Raw genomic sequence first — 20,856 nt, 5'->3', positions numbered from 1 at the left:
CCACCGGAACGCCGAGCCACCGGAACGCCGAGCCACCGGAACGCCGAGCCACCGGAACGCCGAGCCACCGGAACGCCGAGCCACCGGAACGCCGTCCGGGTGTCCTCGGCTCGTCAGACCGCCCACCGAGGAAACGAGCGCGCGGAGCCCCGCCGACCGGCGGGGGCGGCGCAGAGCGAACTCCGCCCGCTGGCACCCCTCCCCGACCCGACGGGACTCACATTCGGGCCGGCCACCGCGCGACCCACAGGCGGCCGGTTCGTTAGGAACGAGGGAGGACATCTGCCTGTGCACAACTTCGCCGCGAAGCGGCAAAGTTATCCACAGCGGTTTTCCACAGGCACCCCCTGTTTCACGTGAAACCCCGCGTGAAACGTGGTGTGAGCCTGTGGATGAAGCGGAGGGTCGGGCACCCCGAGTGCCTGTGGATAACTTGTGGATGACCGTTCGTGGGGCGCATCGGCCGGGGGTGGTTGAGCTGCCCAGGGCGGCCTGCGGGGCCGATCGGGGACGAACGAGGTAGGGACAGCTCTGGCTCGCTCGGTTAGGGTCAGCTTCGTGCAAGACACCCCTCCTTCAGTCCCCGATTTCACCTCCTGGCCCTCCTTTCCCTTCGAGGGGGACCTGCGGGTCAAACACCTCAACGACCCCGTCGAGGTCGAGCCCCCACGCAAGGGCGAGGGCTCCCGGGAGTGCACGTCCTGCGCTGCGCCGGACGATGCGTACATCTGGGTCGGCGAGCGGTGGCGCGTCCGTGCCATGGACCGACCGACCGGGCTGCCGATGGTGCTGATCCTGGAGTCCCGGACCCACCTCGACCTCGGCGACCTGCCCAACCTCCTCGCCGCCGAGCTGGGGGTGATGACGGTCCGGTTGGAGCGGGCCATCCGCTCCCTCGACGGCGTCGCGCGGGTGCACGTGAACCGCTGGGGCGACGGCTCCGCCCACCTGCACCTGTGGTTCCTGGCCCGGCCCTACGGGCAGCTCCAGCTTCGGGGCACGTTCTTGTCGCTGTGGGACTCGATCCTCCCGCCCATCTCCGAAGAGCAGTGGCGGGAGAGTCTGGCCATGGTGGCGGCTTGGCTTGCCGAGTTCGGCGGGCGTCCGCTGGCGGAGCCGCCCCGCATCCACTGGCAGGCACCGTCGAGCATCGCCGCGCAGTCGTCCTCCACGCCGTACGAGTCCTCCACGCCGTACGAGGAGGATGCCGGCGGGGTGATCGAGGCGGCCGAGGAGTCCCCGGAGCCGGAGGGCGACGAGCGTTCCCGCCCCGCCGACGGGTGAGCCGCGCCCCGGCGGAACGCGGTCGCTTCCGCCGGGGAAGGACGATGCCGCTGCGGGCCGGGACCGCGCGCTCCGCAGCGGTACTGGCTCCCCGACGCGCCGGGTGAAGGCCGGGTCAAGGAGTCGGGCGAAGGCTCAGGCGCGGCGGGCGGCGGCTCGGGTCACCAGCGCCCCGAGCATCCGGCCCAGATCCAACCCGGCGGCCTGGACGGCGAGCGGCAGCAGCGACGTCTCCGTCATCCCCGGCGAGACGTTGACCTCCAGCACGTGCGGGCGGCCGTCGGAGTCGACGATCAGGTCGACCCGGGAGAGGTCGCGCAGGCCGAGCGCGGTGTGCGCCGCCACGGCCAGCTCGGCGACCGCGCCCGCCACCTGCGGGTCGAGGCGGGCGGGCGTGTGCCAGGTGGTACGGCCGGCGGTGTACCGGGCCGCGTAGTCGTAGACGCCGTTGCGGGGCACGATCTCCACGGCCGGCAACGCCTGCGGCCCCTCCCCGGTGTCCACCACCGAGACCGCCACGTCCACGCCGGGCACGAAGCGCTCGACCAGCGCCGTCGAGTGGTACGCGAAGCAGCCCACCATCGCGGCCGGCAGCGCCGAGGCGTCCCGGACCGCGACGGCGCCGAGGCCGGAGCCGCCCTGCGCGGGCTTCACCATCAGCGGCAGCCCCAGCCGGTCGACGATGCGGTCCAGCACCGCCACCGCACCCAACTCGGAGAAGCGGTCGTGCGGCAGCGCCACCCAGTCCGGGGTGGGGATGCCGGCCTCCCGGAGCATCGCCTTGGCGGACGGCTTGTCCCAGGCGACGCGGGACGCGCGGGCGTCGCAGCCGACGTAGGGGACGTCGCAGAGATCCAGCACGCCGCGCAGCGAACCGTCCTCGCCGGTCGCGCCGTGCAGGGCGATCACCACCGCGTCCGGCGGGTCGGCGGCCAACGCCGGCAGCAGGGCGACGTCGGCGTCCCGCAGCTCCGCCTGCACCCCGACGGCCCGGAGCGCGTCGAGCACCCGGCGGCCGGACCGCAGCGACACGTCGCGCTCGTAGGAGAGCCCACCGGCGAGGACCAGGACGTGCAGGTCCGCGGCGAGAGCGGGGTCGGTCACGGGAATTCGCTCGGCAGGGGTCGAAGCCATGCCGGAATCATGCCAAGTCGGGTCCCGGCGCGTCCGCACCGGCCTGCCCGCGCCGCGCCCCGGGGCGGGTCATCGGCCCGAACACCCGACGCATGGCGATGTCCTGCTCCATCACGCCGGCCAGCCGGCGCACGCCCTCGCGGATCCGCTCCGGCGGCGGGAAGGAGAAGTTCAACCGCATGTTGCCGCCGCCGGTCCCGTCGGCGTAGAAACCGGTGCCCGGCACGTACGCGACGCGGGCCGCGATGGCGCGCGGCATCATCGCCTTCGAGTCCAGGCCGTCGGGCAGCGTGGCCCAGACGAAGAGGCCGCCGGCCGGGGTGGTCCAGGTGGTGCCCGCAGGCATCAGGTCCGCCAGCGCGGTCAGCAGCGCGTCGCGGCGTTCCCGGTAGACCTCCCGGTAGACCTTGAGCTGCTCGCGCCACGGCATCGTGCCGAGGTAGGTCGACACGGCGGCCTGGGCGTATCCGCTGGGGCAGAGGATCTGCGCCTCGCTGGCGATGACCAGCTTGTCGCGGACCGCGTGCGGGGCCAGGATCCAGCCCACCCGCAGGCCCGGGGCGAAGGTCTTGGAGAAGGTGCTCAGGTAGAAGACCCCGTCGCGGCGGCGGGCCCGCAGCGGCCGGGGCGCGTCGCCCTCGAAACCGAGCTGACCGTACGGGTCGTCCTCGACCACCAGCAGCCCCGCGCGCTCGCAGATGTCGAGCACCCGCTCGCGGCGTGCCTCGCTGAGCGTCACGCCCATCGGGTTCTGGTACGTCGGGATGGTGTAGAGGAACTTCACCCGCCGGCCGGCGCGGGCCAGGTCGGCGACGGCGACCTCCAGCGCCTCGGGGATCAGCCCCTCGTCGTCCATCGGCACGTGCACCACCTGTGCCTGGGCGGCCTGGAACACCCCGAGCGCGCCGACGTAGGTCGGCCCCTCGGCGAGCACCACGTCCCCCGGGTCGAGGAAGAGCCGGGCCACCAGGTCGAGCGCCTGCTGGCCGCCGACGGTGACCACCACGTCCTCCGGGGACGCGCCGCAGGACGCGTCGATGCCGGAGAGCGCCATCACCTCGCAGATCCGCTCGCGCAGCTCCAGGGTGCCCTGGCCGATGCCGTACTGCAGGGTGGTGGTGCCGTGCTCGGAGCCGAGTCGGCCGAGCATTTCGCCGACCGCGTCGAGCGGCAGGGCGGCGATGTACGGTGCGCCGCCGGCGAGGGAGACCACCTCGGGGCGGCTGGCCACCGCGAAGAGCGCGCGGATCTCCGAGGCCGTCATGCCCCGGACGCGCCGGGCGTACCGGTCGGTGTAGTCGTCAAGCGTCGTGCCGGTCATGACATCACCTCGATCGCGGGTCGGGCGGCTCCCGCGCCCGGCCGGGCTTACCCGGGACGCCGCAGACCATGGCGGCACGGGACACAGCCCCTCGATGGTAGTCCGGGCCGCGCCGCCCGGCCTCCGCCTTCCGGCCCGTAGTCCACATCCCGGACCCGAGGGCCGGGGGTCGGCGAACTCGCCGCGCCGGTTCGCGCTTCCCCTCCCGTAGGGCCGCCGGGCGGCGTACGATCGCTCGTCGGGGGCCCGAAGGCGGCGGCGTTGTTCCGCGCCGGCCTCGCTGCCGAGCCTATTTTTGGGGATGCGTCAATGTCGCGACGTCTGGTCAGCTTGACCCTCGACACCCTGGAAGACCTGCCTCGCTCGTGCCGGCAGTGCGTCTTCTGGGAGCTCGACCCGGTGGCGGCCGAGCGGGCCTGCGCGGCCGGCGACCCGGGGCTGGAGAAGGAGGCCTGGGTCTCCCAGACGCTGTTGGAGTGGGGCTCCTGCGGCAAGCTCGCCTACGTCGACGGCATGCCCGCCGGGTTCGTCATGTACGCCCCGCCGGCCTACGTGCCCCGCTCGATGGCGTTCCCCACCTCGCCCATCTCCGCCGACGCGGCCCTGCTGACGACCGCGCACGTGGTGCCCTCCTTCGCGGGCGGCGGCCTCGGCCGGATGCTCGTGCAGGGGGTGGCCCGGGACCTGACCAAGCGGGGGATCAAGGCGATCGAGGCGTTCGGCGACGCGAAGTTCGGCGACGACGGCGACCCGTCCGGCAGCTGCGTCGCCCCCGCCGACTTCTTCCTCTCGGTGGGCTTCAAGACCGTCCGTCCGCACCCCCGCTACCCCCGGCTCCGGCTGGAGCTGCGCACCGCGCTGAGCTGGAAGACCGACGTCGAGTACGCGCTGGAGAAGCTGCTCGGTTCGATGAGCCCGGAGACCCTGCTGCGGCCGGTCCGCCCCGCGGCGGCCACCAGCTCACCCACCGGCTGACCCAGGTGGACGGGCTCAGGCGGTCGGCACGCGTCCGGCCGCGATCGAGGCGCGTAGCGCGCTGACGTCGATGGAGCCGGTGGGCACGTCCCGCTCGATCGGGAAGTACATCCGCTGCACGGCGGCGACCAGGGCCTCGACGATCCGGTCCCGGAACCGGGGGTCGACCAGCCGGTTGCGGTCCGCCGGGGAGGTCAGGTAGCCCACCTCCACCCGCACCGCCGGCATCCGGGTCAGCCGGAGCAGGTCCCACGCCTTGGCGTGGGTGCGGCAGTCCCGCAGCCCCGTCCGGGCGACGATCTCCCGCTGCACCAGCCCGGCGAGCCGCTCCCCGGTGGCCGAGGTGACGCCGTTGTCGGTGCCGTAGTGGTAGGTCGCCACGCCGTCGGCCTCCGGGTTGGCGTGGCCGTCGGTGTGCAGCGAGATGAACACGTCGGCGCCGAGGGAGTTGGCCAGCTGCGCCCGCTCCACGTCGGGCAGGCAGCTTCCCGGCGTCGGCCCCCGGGTGAGCTGCACCCGCACGCCGGACGCGGCGAGCCGCCCCTCCAACCGGCTGGCCAGGTCGTGCACCAGGTCGGCCTCGGTCCAGCGCAGCGGCCCGTCCGGCACCACCACGCCGGGGTCGGTGCCGCCGTGGCCCGGGTCGATGACCACGGTCCGGCCGACCAGGGCGGGACCGGCCTGCCGGATCGCGTCGGACTCGCGCAGCCACTGCGGCCGGCCGCCCACCACCTTGCGCCCGAGCCGGCGCAGCGCACCCATCGTGTACGGCCCGCAGGAGCCGTCGGGCTTCAGCCCCATCTCCCGCTGGAACTGGGCCACCGCGCGGGAGGTGCGGATGCCGTAGACGGCGTCGGCGTTGCCCACGTCGTACCCCATCTCCAGCAGGCGTTCCTGCAGCAACCGGACGTCCTCGCCGGTCAGCGGCTCGGGCACGGCGTGGTAGAGCGTCCGCGCGCCGAGCCGCCAGCGGGCGGCGTCCAGGGCCCGCCAGGTCTCCGCGCCGACCCGCCCGTCCACGCTGAGCCCTCGGGACTGCTGGAACGCCCGGACGGCGCGTTCGGTCTCGGCGTCGAAGTGGTCGCCGTCGCCCACGGTCGACGGGGCGAGCAGTTCGAGGCCGGTCAGCACGCCGCGGATCTCGGTCACTGCGGGCCCCCGGTCACCGGGGCGGATCGGACGCACGCTCGACCCCCTCTGCACGGTCGCCGCCGGTGCCTCCCACGGCGCGGGAGGCGGGCCTGTGACCCGGACGCCGACGGGGCGCGGCACGGGCGGCCCCCCGCGTTGAGGTTATGCGCTGCGCCGGGCCGAGGTGGCGGTCTCCGCGCAGGTCAGGACCGGAAAGCGAAAACCCCGCACCCCGAGAGGGGTACGGGGTTTCCGTGGTCGCGTGGGCTCAGAGCGCGGACTGGATCAGCTTGACCAGCTCGCCCTTGGGCTTGGCGCCGGCGATCGACTGGACCGGCTGGCCACCCTTGAAGACCGTCAGGGTCGGCACGGACATCACCCGGTAGGCGCGGGCCGTCTCCGGGTTCTCGTCGATGTTGAGCTTGACGATGCTCACCTGGTCGCCCATCTCGCCGGCGATCTCCTCCAGCAGCGGCGAGACCTTGCGGCACGGCCCGCACCACTCGGCCCAGAAGTCGACGAGCACCGGCTTGTCGGACTGCAACACGTCGGCGGTGAAGCTTGCGTCGGTGACTGCCTTGGTCGCTCCCACTATGACCCTCCTCCGGGACTTCGGTTCAGTTCGGTCGATCGTTGCGTGTCACGGCGTGGGCCGTGCTCAGCCCTCGATGGTGGCGATGAAGCGCTCGGCGTCCAGGGCGGCGGCGCAGCCCGTGCCGGCGGCGGTGATCGCCTGCCGGTAGGTGTGGTCGACCACGTCACCGGCCGCGAAGACGCCCGGGATGCTGGTCCGGGTGCTGGGGGCCTGCACCTTCACGTACCCCTCGTCGTCCAGCTCGACCTGGCCGTGGAAGAGCTCGCTGCGCGGGTCGTGACCGATCGCCACGAAGACGCCGGTGACGTCGAGGATCTTGCTCTGCCCGCTGTGCACGTCGCGCACCCGCACGCCGGAGACCTTGCCGTCGGCGCCGAGGACCTCCTCGACGACCGAGTTCCACTCGACCTTGATCTTCTCGTTGCTCAGCGCCCGCTCGGCCATGATCTTGCTGGCCCGGAACGAGTCGCGCCGGTGGATGATGGTGACCGACGCGGCGAAGCGGGTGAGGAAGCTGGCCTCCTCCATCGCCGAGTCGCCGCCGCCGACGACCACGATGTGCTGGTTGCGGAAGAAGAAGCCGTCGCAGGTGGCGCAGGACGACACACCATGGCCGAGGTATTCCTGCTCGCCCGGCACGCCCAGCGGACGCCAGGCCGAGCCCGTGGAGAGGATGACCGCCCTCGCCCGGTACGCGGTCTCGCCGACCCAGACGGTGCTCACCGCGTCGGAGCCGATGCTGCCGGTGTCGACCAGCTCGACCCGGGTGGCGTCGTCGGTGAGGAACTCGGCGCCGAAGCGCTCGGCCTGCTTGCGCATGTTGTCCATCAGCTCGGGGCCGAGGATGCCGTCTGCGAAGCCGGGGAAGTTCTCCACCTCGGTGGTCGTCATCAGCGCGCCGCCGGACTGTGCGCCCTCGATGACCAGGGGCTTGAGGTTGGCGCGCGCGGCATAGACCGCCGCCGTGTAGCCGGCCGGCCCGGAGCCAATGATGATCAGGTTGCGGACCTCGTCCACTGCCGTCTCCCGATGTGTGTGGTCGCCACCGGCGCGCTCACCGATGCGGTCTGAGTGCCGCCGCCGCGCGGACGCCGGCTACCTGACTTGCGGAACGTCATCGTACGAAGTGGGGATTCCCGAGCCACTCATCCGGTGGGTCACGTCACGTGGGGCGACGGCGGCCACGGCTGCCCGCGTCGACCGGGCGCGGCCGGCCACCCGTCGCGGTGCGCCGGCAGGCGAACCGCGATCTCACCCTACCCGCGCCCGGTAGCGCGTGTCGGCACCGGATCCGGGTACCCCGCACTCCGGGCCGCTGACCCACGCCCAGCGCGCCCCGGACGGGTCGACGAACCGCAGGACCAGCGCCGGGGCACCCCGGAACCGGGCGTAGTCGACGAGGTCGACGGTGAGCAGGCCGGCGCCGTGCTCGGCGCTGACGGCCGTCAGGCAGGAACCCAGGGCCGGCCGGGTGCCGAGCCGGTCCAGGCTCCCGACCGCCGGGAGGCGTTCGTCGCCGGCGACCTCCGGGCCTAGCGGCTCCCGGCCCGACGACTTGCTGGCATCGGTACGCGGCGCGGCGGCCAGCGCCTCCGGCGTCCAGTCGGTGCCGCTGCGCTGGGGTGCCCCGGCCGTCCGGAACGAGCCGTTCGGGTTCGCCCCACCCGGCGCGGCCTGCTCGCCGATCGTGGTGCTCACCCCGCTGTCGGACTGGCTGTTGCCGTCGACGAGGTGGTTGAGCCCCAGCCCGACGGCGAACACCGAGGCCGTCGCCAGCGCCACCGGCCCGGCGATCCGGGCCCAGCGCCGCCCGCGCCTGCCGGGACCGGCCCCGGTGGGCCCGGTCGCGGGGCGCGTGCCGCCGACGGGACGGCGTGCGCCGGGCGACGGCTGGGCGGGCACCAGCGCGGGCCGCACACCGCCGGCCGGCCGGCCGTTGTCGACCCCGCCGTTGTCGACCCCGCCGGTGTCGGTCCCGCCGGTGTCGGTCCCGCCGGTGTCGACCCCGCCTGCGTCGGTCCCGCCTGCGTCGGTCCCGTCGGCGTCGGCCCCGCCGGTGTCGACCCCGCCTGCGTCGGCCAGCGCGGCGGCGATCCGGTCGGCGACCGCCGGCGGCATCTCGACGGGCGACTCGGCCCAGGTCGCGAGGTCCAGGCCGACCCGGGGCAGGGCCGCCGCCAACGCGTCGTGGGCCACGGCCCAGGCCGGCTCCCGCTGCACCAGCCCGGCCACGACCGCCTCGTCGGGGGTGCCGTCGAGCGCGCCGCCGAGGTAGTCGGCGAGCAGGTCGTGGTCGACCTCCCTGAACCCCCCGGCCGTCACGATTCCTCCTGGGTGGCAGCTTGCCGGGACTGCCCCGACCCCGATCCGACGCCGCGGGACGGCCCGGGGTTCCCCCGGGTGACGGCCGGCACGTCCGCCGCCGGGCCCGCGCCGCCGCCGGTGGTCGCCCCGGCGGGGACGACGCCGGGGCGCAGGTGACCGAGCGCCACGGCGAGCCGGGCCCGGCCTCGGGCGCACCGGCTCTTGACCGTCCCCTCGGCGACCCCGAGCATCCGGGCCACCTCGGCCACCGGGTAGCCCTGCACGTCCACCAGCACCAACGCGCTGCGCTGCTCGACGGGGAGGCCGGCGAGGGCCTGGCGGACCACCAGGGCGGTGTCGTGGTCCTGGACGGGGGCCGCCGGCTCCACCCCGCCGGTCGTCGGGCCGCCCTCGGGGCCGCGCGTGCCGTCCGGCAACGCGACGGTCGGGTGCGCCTGCCGGCGACGGATCCGGTCCAGGCAGGCGTTCACCACGATCCGGTGCAGCCAGGTGGTGACGGCGGAGTCGCCCCGGAACCGGGCCGCCGCGCGATGGGCGGAGAGCAGTGCGTCCTGGAGCGCGTCGGCGGCGTCCTCGCGGTCACCGATCGTGCGCAGGGCCAACGCCCAGAGCCGGTCGCGGTGCCGGTGGAAGAGCTCCGCGAAGGCGTACGGGTCGCCGGCGACGTGGGCGCGGAGCAGGTCGGCGTCGCTGGCCGAGGACCCCGGGGCGGAAATGGCGACCGGTGGACGGCGTTGGCCGTCCACCGGTACGTCGGGCGTCCGCTCGCCGTGACCGTCCATCACCCCGTCCGATCGGTATGGCAGCCCGGCGTCGGCCGCCGGGTCACGACCCCTGAACCGTGATCTCCTGGACGCCGAGCCGGTAGCCATGCTCGTACGGGGGCAACTGGGTGACCCAGAAGAGCAGGTAGCGGTACTTGGTGTCGGCGTCGAAGCCGTTGAAGGTCATCGTGGTGCCGTCGTGCTCCTCGAACGGCTGCCCGATCGGGCTCTTCTTGTAGCTGTTGAACAGCGAATTGTCCCCGGCCGAGGTGGAGGGTGGGTCGGTCCGGCCGGCGAAGAGCTGGGCGGACGCCCCGGTGGCCGAGAGACTCACCTGCACCGACTTGACCGTGCGCTCCTCGCCGAGGTCGACCCAGACACCCATGCCGCGCTTCAGGTTGCCGAAGTTGGAGCGACCCTGGTAGGTGTCGGTCTCCCAGCCCTCGTCCTGGTTGCCGTCGATGACCTTCTCGGCGCCGTTGAGCTCGCTGCGCTGCTTGCTGTCCGGGTCGATGATGCGTACGTCGCTGACCGACAGCTTGCGCGGGGTGGCCGGGGCGGGGGTGGCCTCGTTGACCGGGGCGCTGCTGGAGGGCTGGGCCACCGGCTCGGTCTGCGGGGACTTCTCGTCGCCGTCCAGGGCGCTGATCCCGATGAGCAGGCCCACCAGGGCGACCGCCAGCAGGCCGGCGATGCCGACGGCGACCTTCCGGCCGCCCACCGAGGCCAGCGGCGACGGCTCGTCGCCGGTCTCGGCGGCGAAGCGCAGCGGCCCGGCCGGCTCCAGGTAGCTGTCGTCCTCGATCGGGATGTCGAGGCGGTTCAGCTCGGCGGCGAGCACGTCCGACGGCGGCGGGGCGATCGCGGCGTCGAGCAGGTCCATCGTGAGGTCGTCGAGGTAGGCGGGCACGCCGGCGCGGATCTGCCGGGGCGCGGCGATCGCACCGCTGGCGTCGCGTACGGCGTCGGGGATCGCGGCCCGGCCGTGCCCGGCGGTCGCGCCGCGCAGCGGGGCCTCGGCGTGCGGCCAGTGGCCGGTCAGGGCGTAGTAGAGGACGCCGCCGACGGCGCGGACGTCGCTCTCCTGGCTGGCGGCGCTGTCGGTGCGGGCGTCGGCCAGGACCACGCGGCCCTCGTCGCTGATCATCACGGTGCCCGGGTGCACGTTGCCGTGCACCATGCCGGTGCTGTGCACGGCGGCCAGGGCGCTGGCGACGGCGTTGCCGATCGCGGTCGTCCGACCCGGGTCGAGCGGCCCGTCGGCGACCATCTCCCGCAGGGACTGGCCCTCGACCCACTCGCGGACCACGTACGCCCGGTCGGCCTCGTCGATCGCGTCGTAGACGCCGACGAGGTTCGGGTGGATCACGCGGCTGGCCGCGACGGCACCCTGGAGCATCTCGGTGGCCGAGTCGCCGCCCGGATAGCGCAGCACGACCGCGACGGGACGGCGGAGCACCACGTCGACGCCGCGCCAGACGAGTCGGCCCGCGCTGTCGTTGTTGATGTGCTCGACCAGTTCGTACCGCTCGGCGAGAATCTCACCGGCCGTGGGAGCACCGAAGGTCATGATCGGCGGAGCGCTCTCCTCCGCCGCCTGACCCTCGCCGACCTGGGTCACCCGTCCTCCCTCGGTGATCGTATCGATCGATGGACCCGCGCTGCTGGCCATGTGGCTTTCCGCTCTGCCTGTGGGGAACCGGCCGACGATGTCGACGCGGATCGCCTTCGGTCAGCCGTACCCATCCGAGAGCGACCTTACCCGTGTCGCCCGTCTCCCCGACATGTCATCTTCCCGCCGCAACGGGCCAAGCCGGCGCGACATGCCGGTCTCGTCCGGTTACGTACCTTCTTGGCCGCGTTGCTGGCACATGTACTAGCCAATCTAGAGGTTGACCGCACGTAGTCGTCGCAGGGGCCGCGCCGGTGTGGCGGGGCCGGTGTCGGCGAATGATTCCCCGCCGAACGGCCGCACATGCTCAGCCTTCCGGTTGGTTGTCCACAGGCACTAACGGGCGCTGAGCGGCGAATCGCTGAGTTATCCACAGGTTCATCCCCAGCCCTGCGGTGATCCACGGTGACGCAGCGTGCCCCGGGTCAGCGGCCGAGCCGGCGGCGGACCATCCCGACCACCTCGGTGATCTCCTTGATCCGCAGCACCACGGCCAGCCCCAGGTAGGTCCCGCCGATCACGGCACCGCCCACGACGAGCTGGACGATCGCCTCCAGCCGGGTCGGCGTGTCGTCGCCCGGCAGCAGCTTGACCACGAGCAGGCCGACCAGGGCCGCGCCGAGCGACGCGACCGCGACGCGACCGCCGGTCCGGGCGATCTCCCCGAGCCCGATGCGCCCCACCCGGGGACGCAGCAGCCAGGCGGAGACGATGGCGGCGGCCACGTAGGAGACGGTGTTGCCGATCATCATGCCGGCGCCGGCGAAGCTCGCCGAGAAGGCCACGAAGAGCACCACCTGCACGGCCACCCGGAGCGCCACCACCGGAATGTTGATCAGCGCCGGGGTGCGGGTGTCCGGCAGCGCGTAGAAGGCGAAGGTGAAGAGCTGGCTGACCGCGAACGGCACCAGGGCGAGCGCGGCGGCGAGCAGCACCACGGAGGTCGCCGTGGCGTTCTCCGCGTTGAACGCGCCGAACCGGAACAGGGTGAAGGCGATCGGGGTGGCGAGCACGGCGTAGCAGACGGCGATCGGGGCGAGCACCGCGGTGACCATCCGGGTGCCCCGGGACAGGTCGGCGGCCAGGTCCGCGTACCGGCCGTCGGCGGCGGCGGCGCTCATCCGGGGCATCAACGCGGTGATGATCGAGACCGCGATGATGCCGTGGGCCGTCATCAGCAGCAGGAAGACGTTGTTGTAGATCAGCGGGCCGGCGGCGTTCTCCTTGCCGGCCCGGTTCAGCAGGTTGAACAGCACGATCAGGCCGATCTGGCTGACCGCGACGTAGCAGAACATCCACGCCCCGAGCCGGCCCAGCTCGCGCAGGCCCAGCTCGCGGAAGTCGAAGCGCAGCTTCCAGCGGAAGCCGACCTTGCGCAGCGCCGGCAGCAGGCCGACGGCCTGGATCGCCACGCCGACCAGGGTGCCGCCGCCGATGAGCAGGATGCGCCCCGTCGTCATCTCCCCCGGCGGCACGATCTCGGCCCCGAAGACGGCGATGTAGAGGCCGGCGGTGGCGATCACCACCAGGTTGTTCAGGATCGGCGCCCACATCGGCGCGGCGAAGTGCCCCCGGGTGTTGAGTACCGCGCTGATCAGGGCGCTGAGCCCGGAGAAGAAGATCATCGGCAGCATCAGCCGGGCCAGCGCGGTGACCAGCTGCGAGTAGTCGCCGCTGGCCTCGCCGCTGCCGTAGAGCCAGGTCAGCTGCCCGGCGAAGGCGACGGCGAGCAGGGCGGCCACGCCGAGCGCGAGCACCGCCAGGGTGAGCAGCCGCTGCGCGTACGCCTGGCCGCCGTCCGCGTCGGCCTTGCGCCGACGCACCAGCACCGGGATCAGCACGCTGGTGAGCACGCCGCCGAGCAGGAACTCGTAGACCATCCCGGGCAGGATCTGCGCCGTCGTGTACGCGTCGCCGACCAGCGCGCCGCCGAGCGCCGCCGCGATCACCAGGTTGCGCAGGAAGCCCGTACCCCGGCTGACCAGGCTGCCGATCGCCATGACCGCGCTGTTCGTCGCGGCGCTGGCCTCGCCCGCCTGCTCCTGCGGCGGCGCGGTCGACTCCAGGGCGGGCTGGTTCAGCGGCTCCGCCGAGATGAAGGTGGCGTCGTCCCCGGGCGGCCGGCCGCCGTGCTGCGCGGCGTTCGCGCTGCGGTACAGACCGCCGCTCATCTCCAGCCTCCAAGGGGTACGTCGGAGCCGGGCGCCGGCCCGCACCCCCTGACCATAGTCAACGTCTCCTGCATACCCGCGCCCGGCGGATCGGTTCCCGCCCCGGCCCGATAGTCTGGCGATCCCATGTCCGATGCCTCCGTTCCTCACGCCGCCGACCGCCGCGAACTCACCGCCGCGCAGCGCAACGCCGTCGCCGAACTGCTCCGCGTCTCCCCGGTCGCCGACGAGCTGGGCCGCCGTTTCGCGCGGGCCGGTCACGAACTGCACCTGGTGGGCGGTTCGGTGCGCGACGCCCTGCTCGGGCGGCTCGGCGACGACCTCGACTTCTGCACCGACGCCCACCCCGAGCAGACGCTGCGCATCGTCAAGGGCTGGGCCGAGTCGATCTGGGAGACCGGCCGCGAGTTCGGCACCATCGGCTGCCAGCGCGACGGGCTCCGGCTGGAGGTCACCACCTTCCGCGCCGAGGCGTACGACCAGGTCAGCCGGAACCCGATCGTGGAGTACGGCACCAGTCTCACCGAGGACCTGCGGCGGCGGGACTTCACCATCAACGCGATGGCGGTCAGCCTGCCCGACCACCGCTTCACCGACCCGCACGGCGGCCTCGACGACCTCGCCGCCAAGCTGATCCGCACCCCCGGCACCCCCGCCGAGTCGTTCGGCGACGACCCGCTGCGGATGCTGCGGGCCGCCCGGTTCGCCGCCCAGCTCCGCTTCGCCGTCCACCCGGACGCGCGCGCCGCGATGACCCGGATGGCCGCCGACCTCGACCGGATCACCGCCGAGCGGATCCGCGACGAGTTCACCAAGCTGCTCTGCGGCGCGGACCCGATCACCGGGCTGCGGCTGCTGGTCGACACCGGCCTGGCCGACCGCTTCCTGCCGGAGCTGACCGGGCTGAAGCTGGAGATCGACGAGCACGCCCAGCACAAGGACGTCTACGAGCACACGTTGACCGTGGTCGACAACGCCGTGTCGTACGAGGCCGACGGCTGCGACTTCGTGCTGCGGATGGCCGCGCTGATGCACGACGTCGGCAAGCCGGGCACCAAGGCGGTCGGCTCCGACGGCCGGGTCAGCTTCCACCACCACGAGGTGGTCGGCGCCCGGCTGACCAAGGCCCGGATGAAGGCCATGCGGTACCCGAAGGACGTCACCGCCCAGGTGGTCAAGCTGGTCGGCCTGCACCTGCGCTTCTACGGGTACGGCCGGGGCGAGTGGACCGACTCGGCGGTGCGCCGGTACGTCACCGACGCCGGCGACCTGCTGACCCGGCTGCACAAGCTGACCCGCTCCGACTGCACCACCCGCAACCGGCGCAAGGCGGCCGCCTTGGCGGCGGACTACGACGCGCTGGAGGAGCGGATCTCCCGGATCGCGGCCGAGGAGGACCTCGCCCGGGTCCGGCCCGACCTGGACGGAAACGCCATCATGGAGCTGCTCGGCGTGCCGCCGGGGCCGGTGGTGGGCAGCGCCTGGAAGCACCTCAAGGAGCTGCGCCTGGAGCGCGGCCCGCTGGACCGCGACGAGGCCGAGGCGGAGCTGCTGCGTTGGGCCCGCGAGCAGGGCATCACCGCCTGACGCGCACGCCCGCGCAGCGCCGGCCGAGGCGAAAGCTCCGCCAAGGCGCGGTCGGTGCCGAATGTCCGTACGGTCGGGAATTTGACGACGCGACGGCGGCGTATCGACCGATCGGATGAGGTAATTATCAGCGTCAACCCCCCATGATGGTGCAACATCGTCCGGGCCTCCTGTCGACCAGTGTGAGGCCCGAACCATCGGTTCCTCGACCGTCCGACGTGGTCGGTCGATGCTGCAACGGGGAGAATTCTTTGACACGTCGTGGCGTAATGCGCCGCTCCGCGGTGGCCGGCCTCGCGCTGGTCTCCGCCACCGCCATCGTCGGTGCCACCACCGGTGGCGCCGCAATGGCAGAACCCACCACCCCGGCCAGCCCGGCCGCCTCGGCGGACTCGGTCGCTCTGCAGGACGCTCCCGTCCGACCCAACCTGCGCGTCGAGCCCCGCACCGGCCGGACCACCCCGGGTGCCCGCCAGGCGGCCGCAGGTGCCTCGCAGGCGCGTCCCGGCCAGGTCCGGCCGGGCAGCTCCAAGGCGAGCGACCGCGCCGGCAAGATCGTGCCGGGCAAGTACATCGTGAAGCTCAAGGACGGCAAGGCCAGCCCGAGCGTCACCCGTGGCACGGTGAAGGCCCTGACGAAGGCCAACGGCGGCACCGTGGAGAAGGTCTTCACGAAGGCCCTGCACGGCTACTCCGCGAAGCTCACCGCAGCGCAGGCGAAGCAGTTGGCCGCCGACCCGGACGTCGCCTACGTCGAGCCGGTCCGCTGGTACTCGGCCAGCGGCACCCAGACGAATCCGCCGTCGTGGGGTCTGGACCGGATCGACCAGACCACCCCCACGCTGGACAAGTCCTACACCTACCCCTCGACGTCGGCGGCGGACGTCACCGCCTACGTCATCGACACCGGCATCAACATCGACCACCAGGACTTCGGTGGCCGGGCGAGCTACGGCTACAACGCGGTCCCCGACGGCCGCACCGCCGACGACTGCGACGGACACGGCACGCACGTGGCGGGCACCGTCGGTGGAAAGACCTACGGCGTCGCCAAGGACGTCAAGCTGGTCGCGGTGCGCGTGCTCAACTGCGACGGCGAGGGGACGACCGACGAGGTCGTCGGCGGGATCGACTGGGTGGCCCAGAACGCCCAGCAGCCCGCAGTGGCGAACATGAGCCTGGGTGGCGGGGCGAGCGCGGCGATCGACGACGCCGTCTCCATCGCCGTGGCTTCGAACATCAGCTTCACGGTCGCCGCCGGCAACGAAGCGTGGGACGCCTGCGCCTTCTCGCCGGCAAGGGCGTCGGCGGCGATCACCGTCGGGGCCACCGACCGGACGGACCTGCGGGCGGGGTTCTCGAACTCCGGCTTCTGCCTGGACACCTTCGCCCCCGGTGTGAGCATCACCTCCGCCTCGATCGGGAGCACCACCGCGAAGGCGACGATGAGCGGGACGTCGATGGCCGCGCCGCACGTGGCCGGTGCGACGGCGTTGCTCCGCGCTCAGAACCCGAGCTGGACTCCTGAGCAGGTGCGCAACTCCGTGGTCACCAACGCCGTCTCCGGGGCGGTCTTCGCCCCCGGCATGACGTTGGCCTTCAGCGACGGCTCGTTCGCCGGGTTGTACGGCATCGACCGGCTGCTGCACGTCGGTGCGGCTCCGGTGACCCGTAGCTCCGTCGGCCTCCGGGCCTGGATCAACGACGGCCTCGTGGCGGCCGACGGCGGCGGCAGCAAGCCGCTGATCGCCAAGAGCTGGACCCTCGGCTCGTGGGAGAAGTTCGACATCGTCTCCGCCGGTGGCGGTCTGGTCGCCCTCAAGGCGAAGGTCAACGGCAAGTACGTCGCGGCCGACGGCGGCGGCAGCAAGCCGCTGCTGGCCAAGAGCACTGCGATCGGCGCGTGGGAGAAGTTCCAGCTGGTCCACAACGTCGACAGCAGCGTCAGCCTCAAGGCGCAGGTCAACGGCAAGTACGTCGCGGCCGACGGCGCGGGCTCCAAGCCGCTGATCGCCAAGAGCACCAAGATCGGCGACTGGGAGAAGTTCGACCTGGAGGCGCCGAACCCGACCGTCAGCCTGAAGGCCGCCGCCAACGGCAAGTTCGTCGCGGCCGACGGCGCCGGCGCCAAGCCCCTGCTGGCCAAGAGCACCTCGGCCGGCGCCTGGGAGAAGTTCGAGCTCGTCGACCTCGGCTTCGGGGACGTCGCGCTTCGGGCGCTGGTCAACAAGAAGTACGTGACCGCGCAGAGCGGCGGCTCCCAGCCGCTGCTGGCGAAGGCCAGCTCGATCGGTGCCTGGGAAGCGTTCAACATGGACATGGGCACGGATGTCGCGATCTCCCTGAGGTCCTGGGCCAACACCCTGTTCGTCAAGGCCGACTCCGCCGGCAGCAAGCCGCTGATCGCCAAGAGCGTGTACGAGCCGTGGAACGACAGGTACCTCGGTACCTGGGAGTTCTTCACCATCGCTTCCGCCTGACAGCTCCGTACCACCCCGGCGCCCGTCGCATCGCCCCACACCGGGGCGGTCCGGCGGGCGCCGGTCTTTCTTCCGGCGTCGGAGAACCCTCGGTGCCCAGGGCGCGGCACCCGAGCAGCCAATGCCCGGGAGCCCGCGCCCCCGTACGACGAAGCCGGCCGGACCCGTCGCGGGTCCGGCCGGCTTGCGGTGTGGCTCAGCGGGCGGCGGTGCTGCCGTCCACCACGGTCCGGCCGCCGCCGGTGCCGTCCGCCCCGGACTGCCCCCCGCCGAGCTTGGCCAGCAGGCCGGCCAGGTCGATGCCGGTCAGGTCGGTGCCGAGCTGGAGCCCCTGCGCCACGTTGCTGGCCACCGACTTGGTCAGCGACGACGCCCCGTCGGTGGAGATCACCGTCAGCTTGTCGATCGCGCCGATCGGGGCGCTGGCGGCCTCGACCACCTGCGGCATCATCCGGACCAGCAGGTCCAGCACCGCCGCCTCGCCGTACGCGGCGAACGCCTCGGCCTTGCGGGCCATCGCGTCGGCCTCGGCCTGGCCCTTCGCGAGGATCGCCGTGGCCTCGGCCTGGCCCTCCCGCTCGACCGCCTCGGCGATCGCGGAACGACGGCGCTGCTCGGCCTCGCCCTCCTTGGCGCCCTCGATCGCGTTCGCCTCGGCCAGGGCGGCCCGGCGGGCCCGCTCGCCCTCACCGGTGAGCCGGGCCTGCTCGGCGACGGCCTGCGCGGCGGCGATGGTGGCCTGCCGCTGCGCGTCGGCGTGCAGCACGGCCGCGTTGCGGGACGCCTCGGCCTCCTGCTCCACCTTGTACCGGGCGGCGTCGGCGGGCTTGCGCACCTCGGTGTCGAGCTGGCGCTGCTTGAGCTCGGCGTTGCGCTCGGCCACCTTCTGCTGCTCGGAGAGGATCGCCTGGTCGCGCTCGGCCTGGGCGAGCGGGCCGGCCGCCGCCGACTTCGCCTTCGCGGCGTCGATCTCGGCCTGGATGCCGGCCTGCTTCAGCGACAGGTTCCGGTTCGCCTCGGCGATGGCCTCCTCGGCCAGCAGCCGCTCCTGCTCGGCGTGCTGGCGGGCCCGCGCCTCGGCGATCGAGGCGTCCTTGAGCACGCGGGCGGCCTCCGGGCGCCCCAGGTCCCGCAGGTACGACCCCTCGGCCACGATGTCCTGGAGCTGGAAGGTGTCCAGCACCAGCCCCTGGTTGGTCATCGAGTGCTCGGCCTCCTCGGCCACCGCGCTGGCGAACGCCGCCCGGTCCCGGATGACCTCCTCGACGGTGAGCCGGCCGACGATCGAGCGCAGCGCGCCGGCCAGCACCTCGCGGGTGAAGTTGTCGATCTCGCCCTGCTGGTGCAGGAAGCGCTGGGCGGCGGCGCGGATCGCGTCCTCGGTGCCGCCGACCTTGACGATCGCGACGCCGTGCAGGTCGGCGCGGATGCCCTGCTTGCTCACCGCGCCCTTGATGCCGACGTCGATGCGACGGCTGGAGAGGTCCAGCGACTGGATCTTCTGCACCACCGGCAGGACGAACACCGACGCGCCGAGGACGACCTTCTGCCCGGAGTTGTCGGTGGACCGGCCGCCATCGGCGTTCTGCGTGGTCCGGCCCTTGCGACCGGTGACGATGAACGCCTCGTTCGGGCCGGCGACCTTGATCCGGGAGAGCACGAAGAGGATGAGGACGACGACGAGGAGGACCGCGCCGCCGATGGCGATGATGAGGGGCATACGACTTCCGTCTCTGCGGGGGTGGAAGGGGCTTTAGTAGGTCTCGACGTGCACGCTGGTGTCGCTCAGAGCCGTCACGACGAAGACGCGGGCGCCCACCGGGATGGGTCCGTCGGCGCGGGCGTTGAGCTTGACCGGCTGGCCGGCGACGCGTACCCGCACCTCGCCGTACCCGTCGACGGGCACCGGCGTCACCACCAGGCCGAGCGCGCCGACCAGGTCGTTGCGGGTGGGGGTGGCGTCGGTGCGCATGGTGCGGGCGGCGCGGCTGAGCCGGACCGCGACCCACGCCGTGGGCACGGCCGCCAGCGCGCCACCGGCCACGGCCGCCGCGAGGGCCCCGGGGGTACGCCCACCGACCAGTTCGTTGACGATCGCCGCGCCGAAGCCGAACGCGCCGGTGAACCCGGCGATCGCCTCGACGGAGACCGGCCCGTCGACGTCGGGGTGACCGAACTGGAAGAGCTCGGTGCCGAGCAGGGCCACCGCCAGCACGGCGACGCCCGCTCCACCGATGATCAGGAAGATGAGCGTCCCGGTGGCCATGGGCTGCACGGTATCGACGCCGTGCAAGGTCATCGGGGCTGAGGACCGCCGCCCGACCCGTCAGCGAGGGGCGACGGAGATCTCCCGATCGACCAGTTCGGACGGCACCGGTTGGCGGACCAGCTCCCGCGCGGCGAGGTCGGTGAGCACGAAGTCCTCCCTGCCGTGCGGTCGCCGGTAGAGCAGGCGGTCGTTGGACACGAACGCGACGTCGGCGGTGGGCAGCGGCCGGACCACCCTGCCGTCGGCGGTCTCCACCAGCAGCGCCTCCTGCTGGCCCTGCACGACGACGAGCTTTCCGTCCGGTGACCAGGCCCAGGGGCCGGCCGGGTCGCCGGGCATCCGGACGAGCCTGGTCGGTCGCCCGTCGTCGGCGGAGAAGAGCTGCACGCCCCAGCGGGGGTGCCGCGCCGTCTCGGAGCGGGGGGCGAAGGCGTCGGTCTGTTGCAGCGCCACCTCCCGGCCGTCGCGGGTCCAGGTGAAGGAGCAGTAGTCGGTGCAGAAGTAACGCTTGGTGTCGACGGGGAAACGACGGAACCGGCCGTCCGTGCCGAGCACCCCGAAGGAGAAGGTGCCGGTCTCCTTGTCGCTGGTCGTCAGCGCCAGCCGCCGGCCGTCCGGGGACCACTGCGGCTGACCGGTCGCCCAGCCGACCCGCGTCCAGGTGATCCGCTGGTGGTTCGCGTCGGCCAGGCCGATCTGCCGAGGATGGGTGTCGTCGTCGATGACGGCGACGGCGCCGCCCTGCGGTGCCGGCCACACCCCGCGGTGCCCTTCGGCGGGCAGGTAGCGGTTGCGGCCCCGGTCCAGCACCCAGCCCGAGCCGCGTCGCACGGCGCTGGTGACCACCCAGTCCCCGGGCAGGGCCAGCGGGGATGAGCCCCAGTCCGCCGCGGGGGTGGGGCGGAACTCGACGGGAGCCGCCGTCGCCCCCGGATCGGGTGCCGCGGAGCGGAACCATGGCCCCGGCCGCAGCAGCGCCACGGCGGCGACGGCGACGACGGCGAGGGTGGCCGCCACCGCTCGCCGCCGGGTGCGATCCAGCTTGGCCACCGCTGCCTCCAACGTCGAGAACCCCCATTGAAACAGTCAGTTCGCAGTTGCGGGGGGCACGGTTCGCGCCGGCGTCGGGCCGGCGGGGGAGAATGGGG

15 protein-coding genes and 1 pseudogene are annotated in these 20,856 nt (G+C 73.0%); 4 read left to right on the top strand and 12 right to left on the bottom strand.

Annotation, left to right across the window (positions count from 1 at the left end; translation table 11 throughout):
* Positions 1-558: 558 nt before the first annotated feature.
* A pseudogene (locus tag ACLQ2V_RS25250) lies at positions 559-1,153 on the top strand (hypothetical protein); the annotation flags it as partial.
* A gap of 266 nt (positions 1,154-1,419) precedes the next feature.
* On the opposite strand, the gene ACLQ2V_RS25245 reads toward ACLQ2V_RS25250, so the two are convergent.
* On the bottom strand, positions 1,420-2,418 hold the full coding sequence (locus ACLQ2V_RS25245) for a D-alanine--D-alanine ligase family protein (RefSeq protein ID WP_425721065.1): 999 nt from the start codon (positions 2,416-2,418) through the stop codon (positions 1,420-1,422).
* 7 nt (positions 2,419-2,425) lie between these two features.
* Positions 2,426-3,739: a PLP-dependent aminotransferase family protein gene (locus ACLQ2V_RS25240; RefSeq protein WP_425721064.1), complete on the bottom strand. Its 1,314-nt coding sequence runs from the start codon at positions 3,737-3,739 to the stop codon at positions 2,426-2,428.
* 309 nt (positions 3,740-4,048) lie between these two features.
* Between ACLQ2V_RS25240 and ACLQ2V_RS25235 the strand changes: the two genes are divergently transcribed.
* Complete coding sequence (locus tag ACLQ2V_RS25235; protein WP_425721063.1) at positions 4,049-4,714, top strand: GNAT family N-acetyltransferase; 666 nt, start codon at positions 4,049-4,051, stop codon at positions 4,712-4,714.
* Positions 4,715-4,729: 15 nt separating this feature from the next.
* On the opposite strand, the gene ACLQ2V_RS25230 is transcribed toward ACLQ2V_RS25235, so the two are convergent.
* The 7 genes from ACLQ2V_RS25230 to murJ form a co-directional block, all read right to left on the bottom strand.
* Positions 4,730-5,899 carry an N-acetylmuramoyl-L-alanine amidase gene (locus ACLQ2V_RS25230; RefSeq protein ID WP_425721062.1) on the bottom strand — a complete coding sequence of 390 codons (1,170 nt, stop codon included), beginning with the start codon at positions 5,897-5,899 and terminating at the stop codon, positions 4,730-4,732.
* A gap of 214 nt (positions 5,900-6,113) precedes the next feature.
* Entirely contained in the window at positions 6,114-6,437 is a 324-nt protein-coding gene (gene trxA / locus ACLQ2V_RS25225; protein WP_425721061.1) for a thioredoxin, read from the bottom strand.
* 66 nt (positions 6,438-6,503) lie between these two features.
* Positions 6,504-7,457: a thioredoxin-disulfide reductase gene (gene trxB / locus ACLQ2V_RS25220; protein WP_425721060.1), complete on the bottom strand. Its 954-nt coding sequence runs from the start codon at positions 7,455-7,457 to the stop codon at positions 6,504-6,506.
* A gap of 234 nt (positions 7,458-7,691) precedes the next feature.
* Entirely contained in the window at positions 7,692-8,762 is a 1,071-nt protein-coding gene (locus ACLQ2V_RS25215; RefSeq protein ID WP_425721059.1) for a hypothetical protein, read from the bottom strand.
* Positions 8,759-9,547, bottom strand: coding sequence for an RNA polymerase sigma factor SigM (gene sigM / locus ACLQ2V_RS25210; protein WP_425721150.1), 789 nt, complete (start codon positions 9,545-9,547; stop codon positions 8,759-8,761). The genes ACLQ2V_RS25215 and sigM overlap by 4 nt, the downstream gene beginning before the upstream one ends.
* Positions 9,548-9,590: 43 nt before the next feature.
* Positions 9,591-11,201: a protein kinase family protein gene (locus tag ACLQ2V_RS25205; RefSeq protein ID WP_425721058.1), complete on the bottom strand. Its 1,611-nt coding sequence runs from the start codon at positions 11,199-11,201 to the stop codon at positions 9,591-9,593.
* A 425-nt stretch (positions 11,202-11,626) separates the two neighbouring features.
* Entirely contained in the window at positions 11,627-13,372 is a 1,746-nt protein-coding gene (gene murJ, locus ACLQ2V_RS25200; protein WP_425721057.1) for a murein biosynthesis integral membrane protein MurJ, read from the bottom strand.
* 126 nt (positions 13,373-13,498) lie between these two features.
* Between murJ and ACLQ2V_RS25195 the strand changes: the two genes are divergently transcribed.
* Both ACLQ2V_RS25195 and ACLQ2V_RS25190 read left to right on the top strand, forming a co-directional pair.
* A complete protein-coding gene (locus tag ACLQ2V_RS25195) occupies positions 13,499-14,959 on the top strand; it encodes a CCA tRNA nucleotidyltransferase (protein ID WP_425721056.1) in 1,461 nt (486 codons plus the stop codon).
* A 269-nt stretch (positions 14,960-15,228) separates the two neighbouring features.
* A complete protein-coding gene (locus ACLQ2V_RS25190; RefSeq protein WP_425721055.1) occupies positions 15,229-17,439 on the top strand; it encodes a S8 family serine peptidase in 2,211 nt (736 codons plus the stop codon).
* 196 nt (positions 17,440-17,635) lie between these two features.
* Here the strand turns inward: ACLQ2V_RS25190 and ACLQ2V_RS25185 are convergent, their stop codons facing one another.
* The 3 genes from ACLQ2V_RS25185 to ACLQ2V_RS25175 are packed head-to-tail and all read right to left on the bottom strand — an operon-like array spanning position 17,636 to position 20,758.
* Positions 17,636-19,159 carry a flotillin family protein gene (locus tag ACLQ2V_RS25185; RefSeq protein ID WP_425721054.1) on the bottom strand — a complete coding sequence of 508 codons (1,524 nt, stop codon included), beginning with the start codon at positions 19,157-19,159 and terminating at the stop codon, positions 17,636-17,638.
* 33 nt (positions 19,160-19,192) lie between these two features.
* Positions 19,193-19,738, bottom strand: coding sequence for a hypothetical protein (locus ACLQ2V_RS25180; protein ID WP_425721053.1), 546 nt, complete (start codon positions 19,736-19,738; stop codon positions 19,193-19,195).
* 27 nt (positions 19,739-19,765) lie between these two features.
* A complete protein-coding gene (locus tag ACLQ2V_RS25175; protein WP_425721052.1) occupies positions 19,766-20,758 on the bottom strand; it encodes a TolB family protein in 993 nt (330 codons plus the stop codon).
* Positions 20,759-20,856: the final 98 nt, after the last annotated feature.

The organism is Micromonospora sp. DT233, assembly GCF_049841815.1.
Taxonomy (GTDB): Bacteria; Actinomycetota; Actinomycetes; order Mycobacteriales; family Micromonosporaceae; genus Micromonospora.
This window is presented reverse-complemented; position numbering and strand designations above follow the sequence as displayed.

Bases quoted from the DNA above. Each gene is read 5' to 3' on its own strand.
- ACLQ2V_RS25240 (WP_425721064.1), bottom strand. From the start codon at position 3,739: ATGACCGGCACGACGCTTGACGACTACACCGACCGGTACGCCCGGCGC.
- murJ (WP_425721057.1), bottom strand. From the start codon at position 13,372: ATGAGCGGCGGTCTGTACCGCAGCGCGAACGCCGCGCAGCACGGCGGC.
- ACLQ2V_RS25235 (WP_425721063.1), top strand. From the start codon at position 4,049: ATGTCGCGACGTCTGGTCAGCTTGACCCTCGACACCCTGGAAGACCTG.
- ACLQ2V_RS25190 (WP_425721055.1), top strand. From the start codon at position 15,229: ATGCGCCGCTCCGCGGTGGCCGGCCTCGCGCTGGTCTCCGCCACCGCC.
- ACLQ2V_RS25205 (WP_425721058.1), bottom strand. From the start codon at position 11,201: ATGGCCAGCAGCGCGGGTCCATCGATCGATACGATCACCGAGGGAGGA.
- ACLQ2V_RS25195 (WP_425721056.1), top strand. From the start codon at position 13,499: ATGTCCGATGCCTCCGTTCCTCACGCCGCCGACCGCCGCGAACTCACC.
- ACLQ2V_RS25245 (WP_425721065.1), bottom strand. From the start codon at position 2,418: ATGGCTTCGACCCCTGCCGAGCGAATTCCCGTGACCGACCCCGCTCTC.
- sigM (WP_425721150.1), bottom strand. From the start codon at position 9,547: ATGGACGGTCACGGCGAGCGGACGCCCGACGTACCGGTGGACGGCCAA.
- ACLQ2V_RS25180 (WP_425721053.1), bottom strand. From the start codon at position 19,738: ATGACCTTGCACGGCGTCGATACCGTGCAGCCCATGGCCACCGGGACG.
- ACLQ2V_RS25185 (WP_425721054.1), bottom strand. From the start codon at position 19,159: ATGCCCCTCATCATCGCCATCGGCGGCGCGGTCCTCCTCGTCGTCGTC.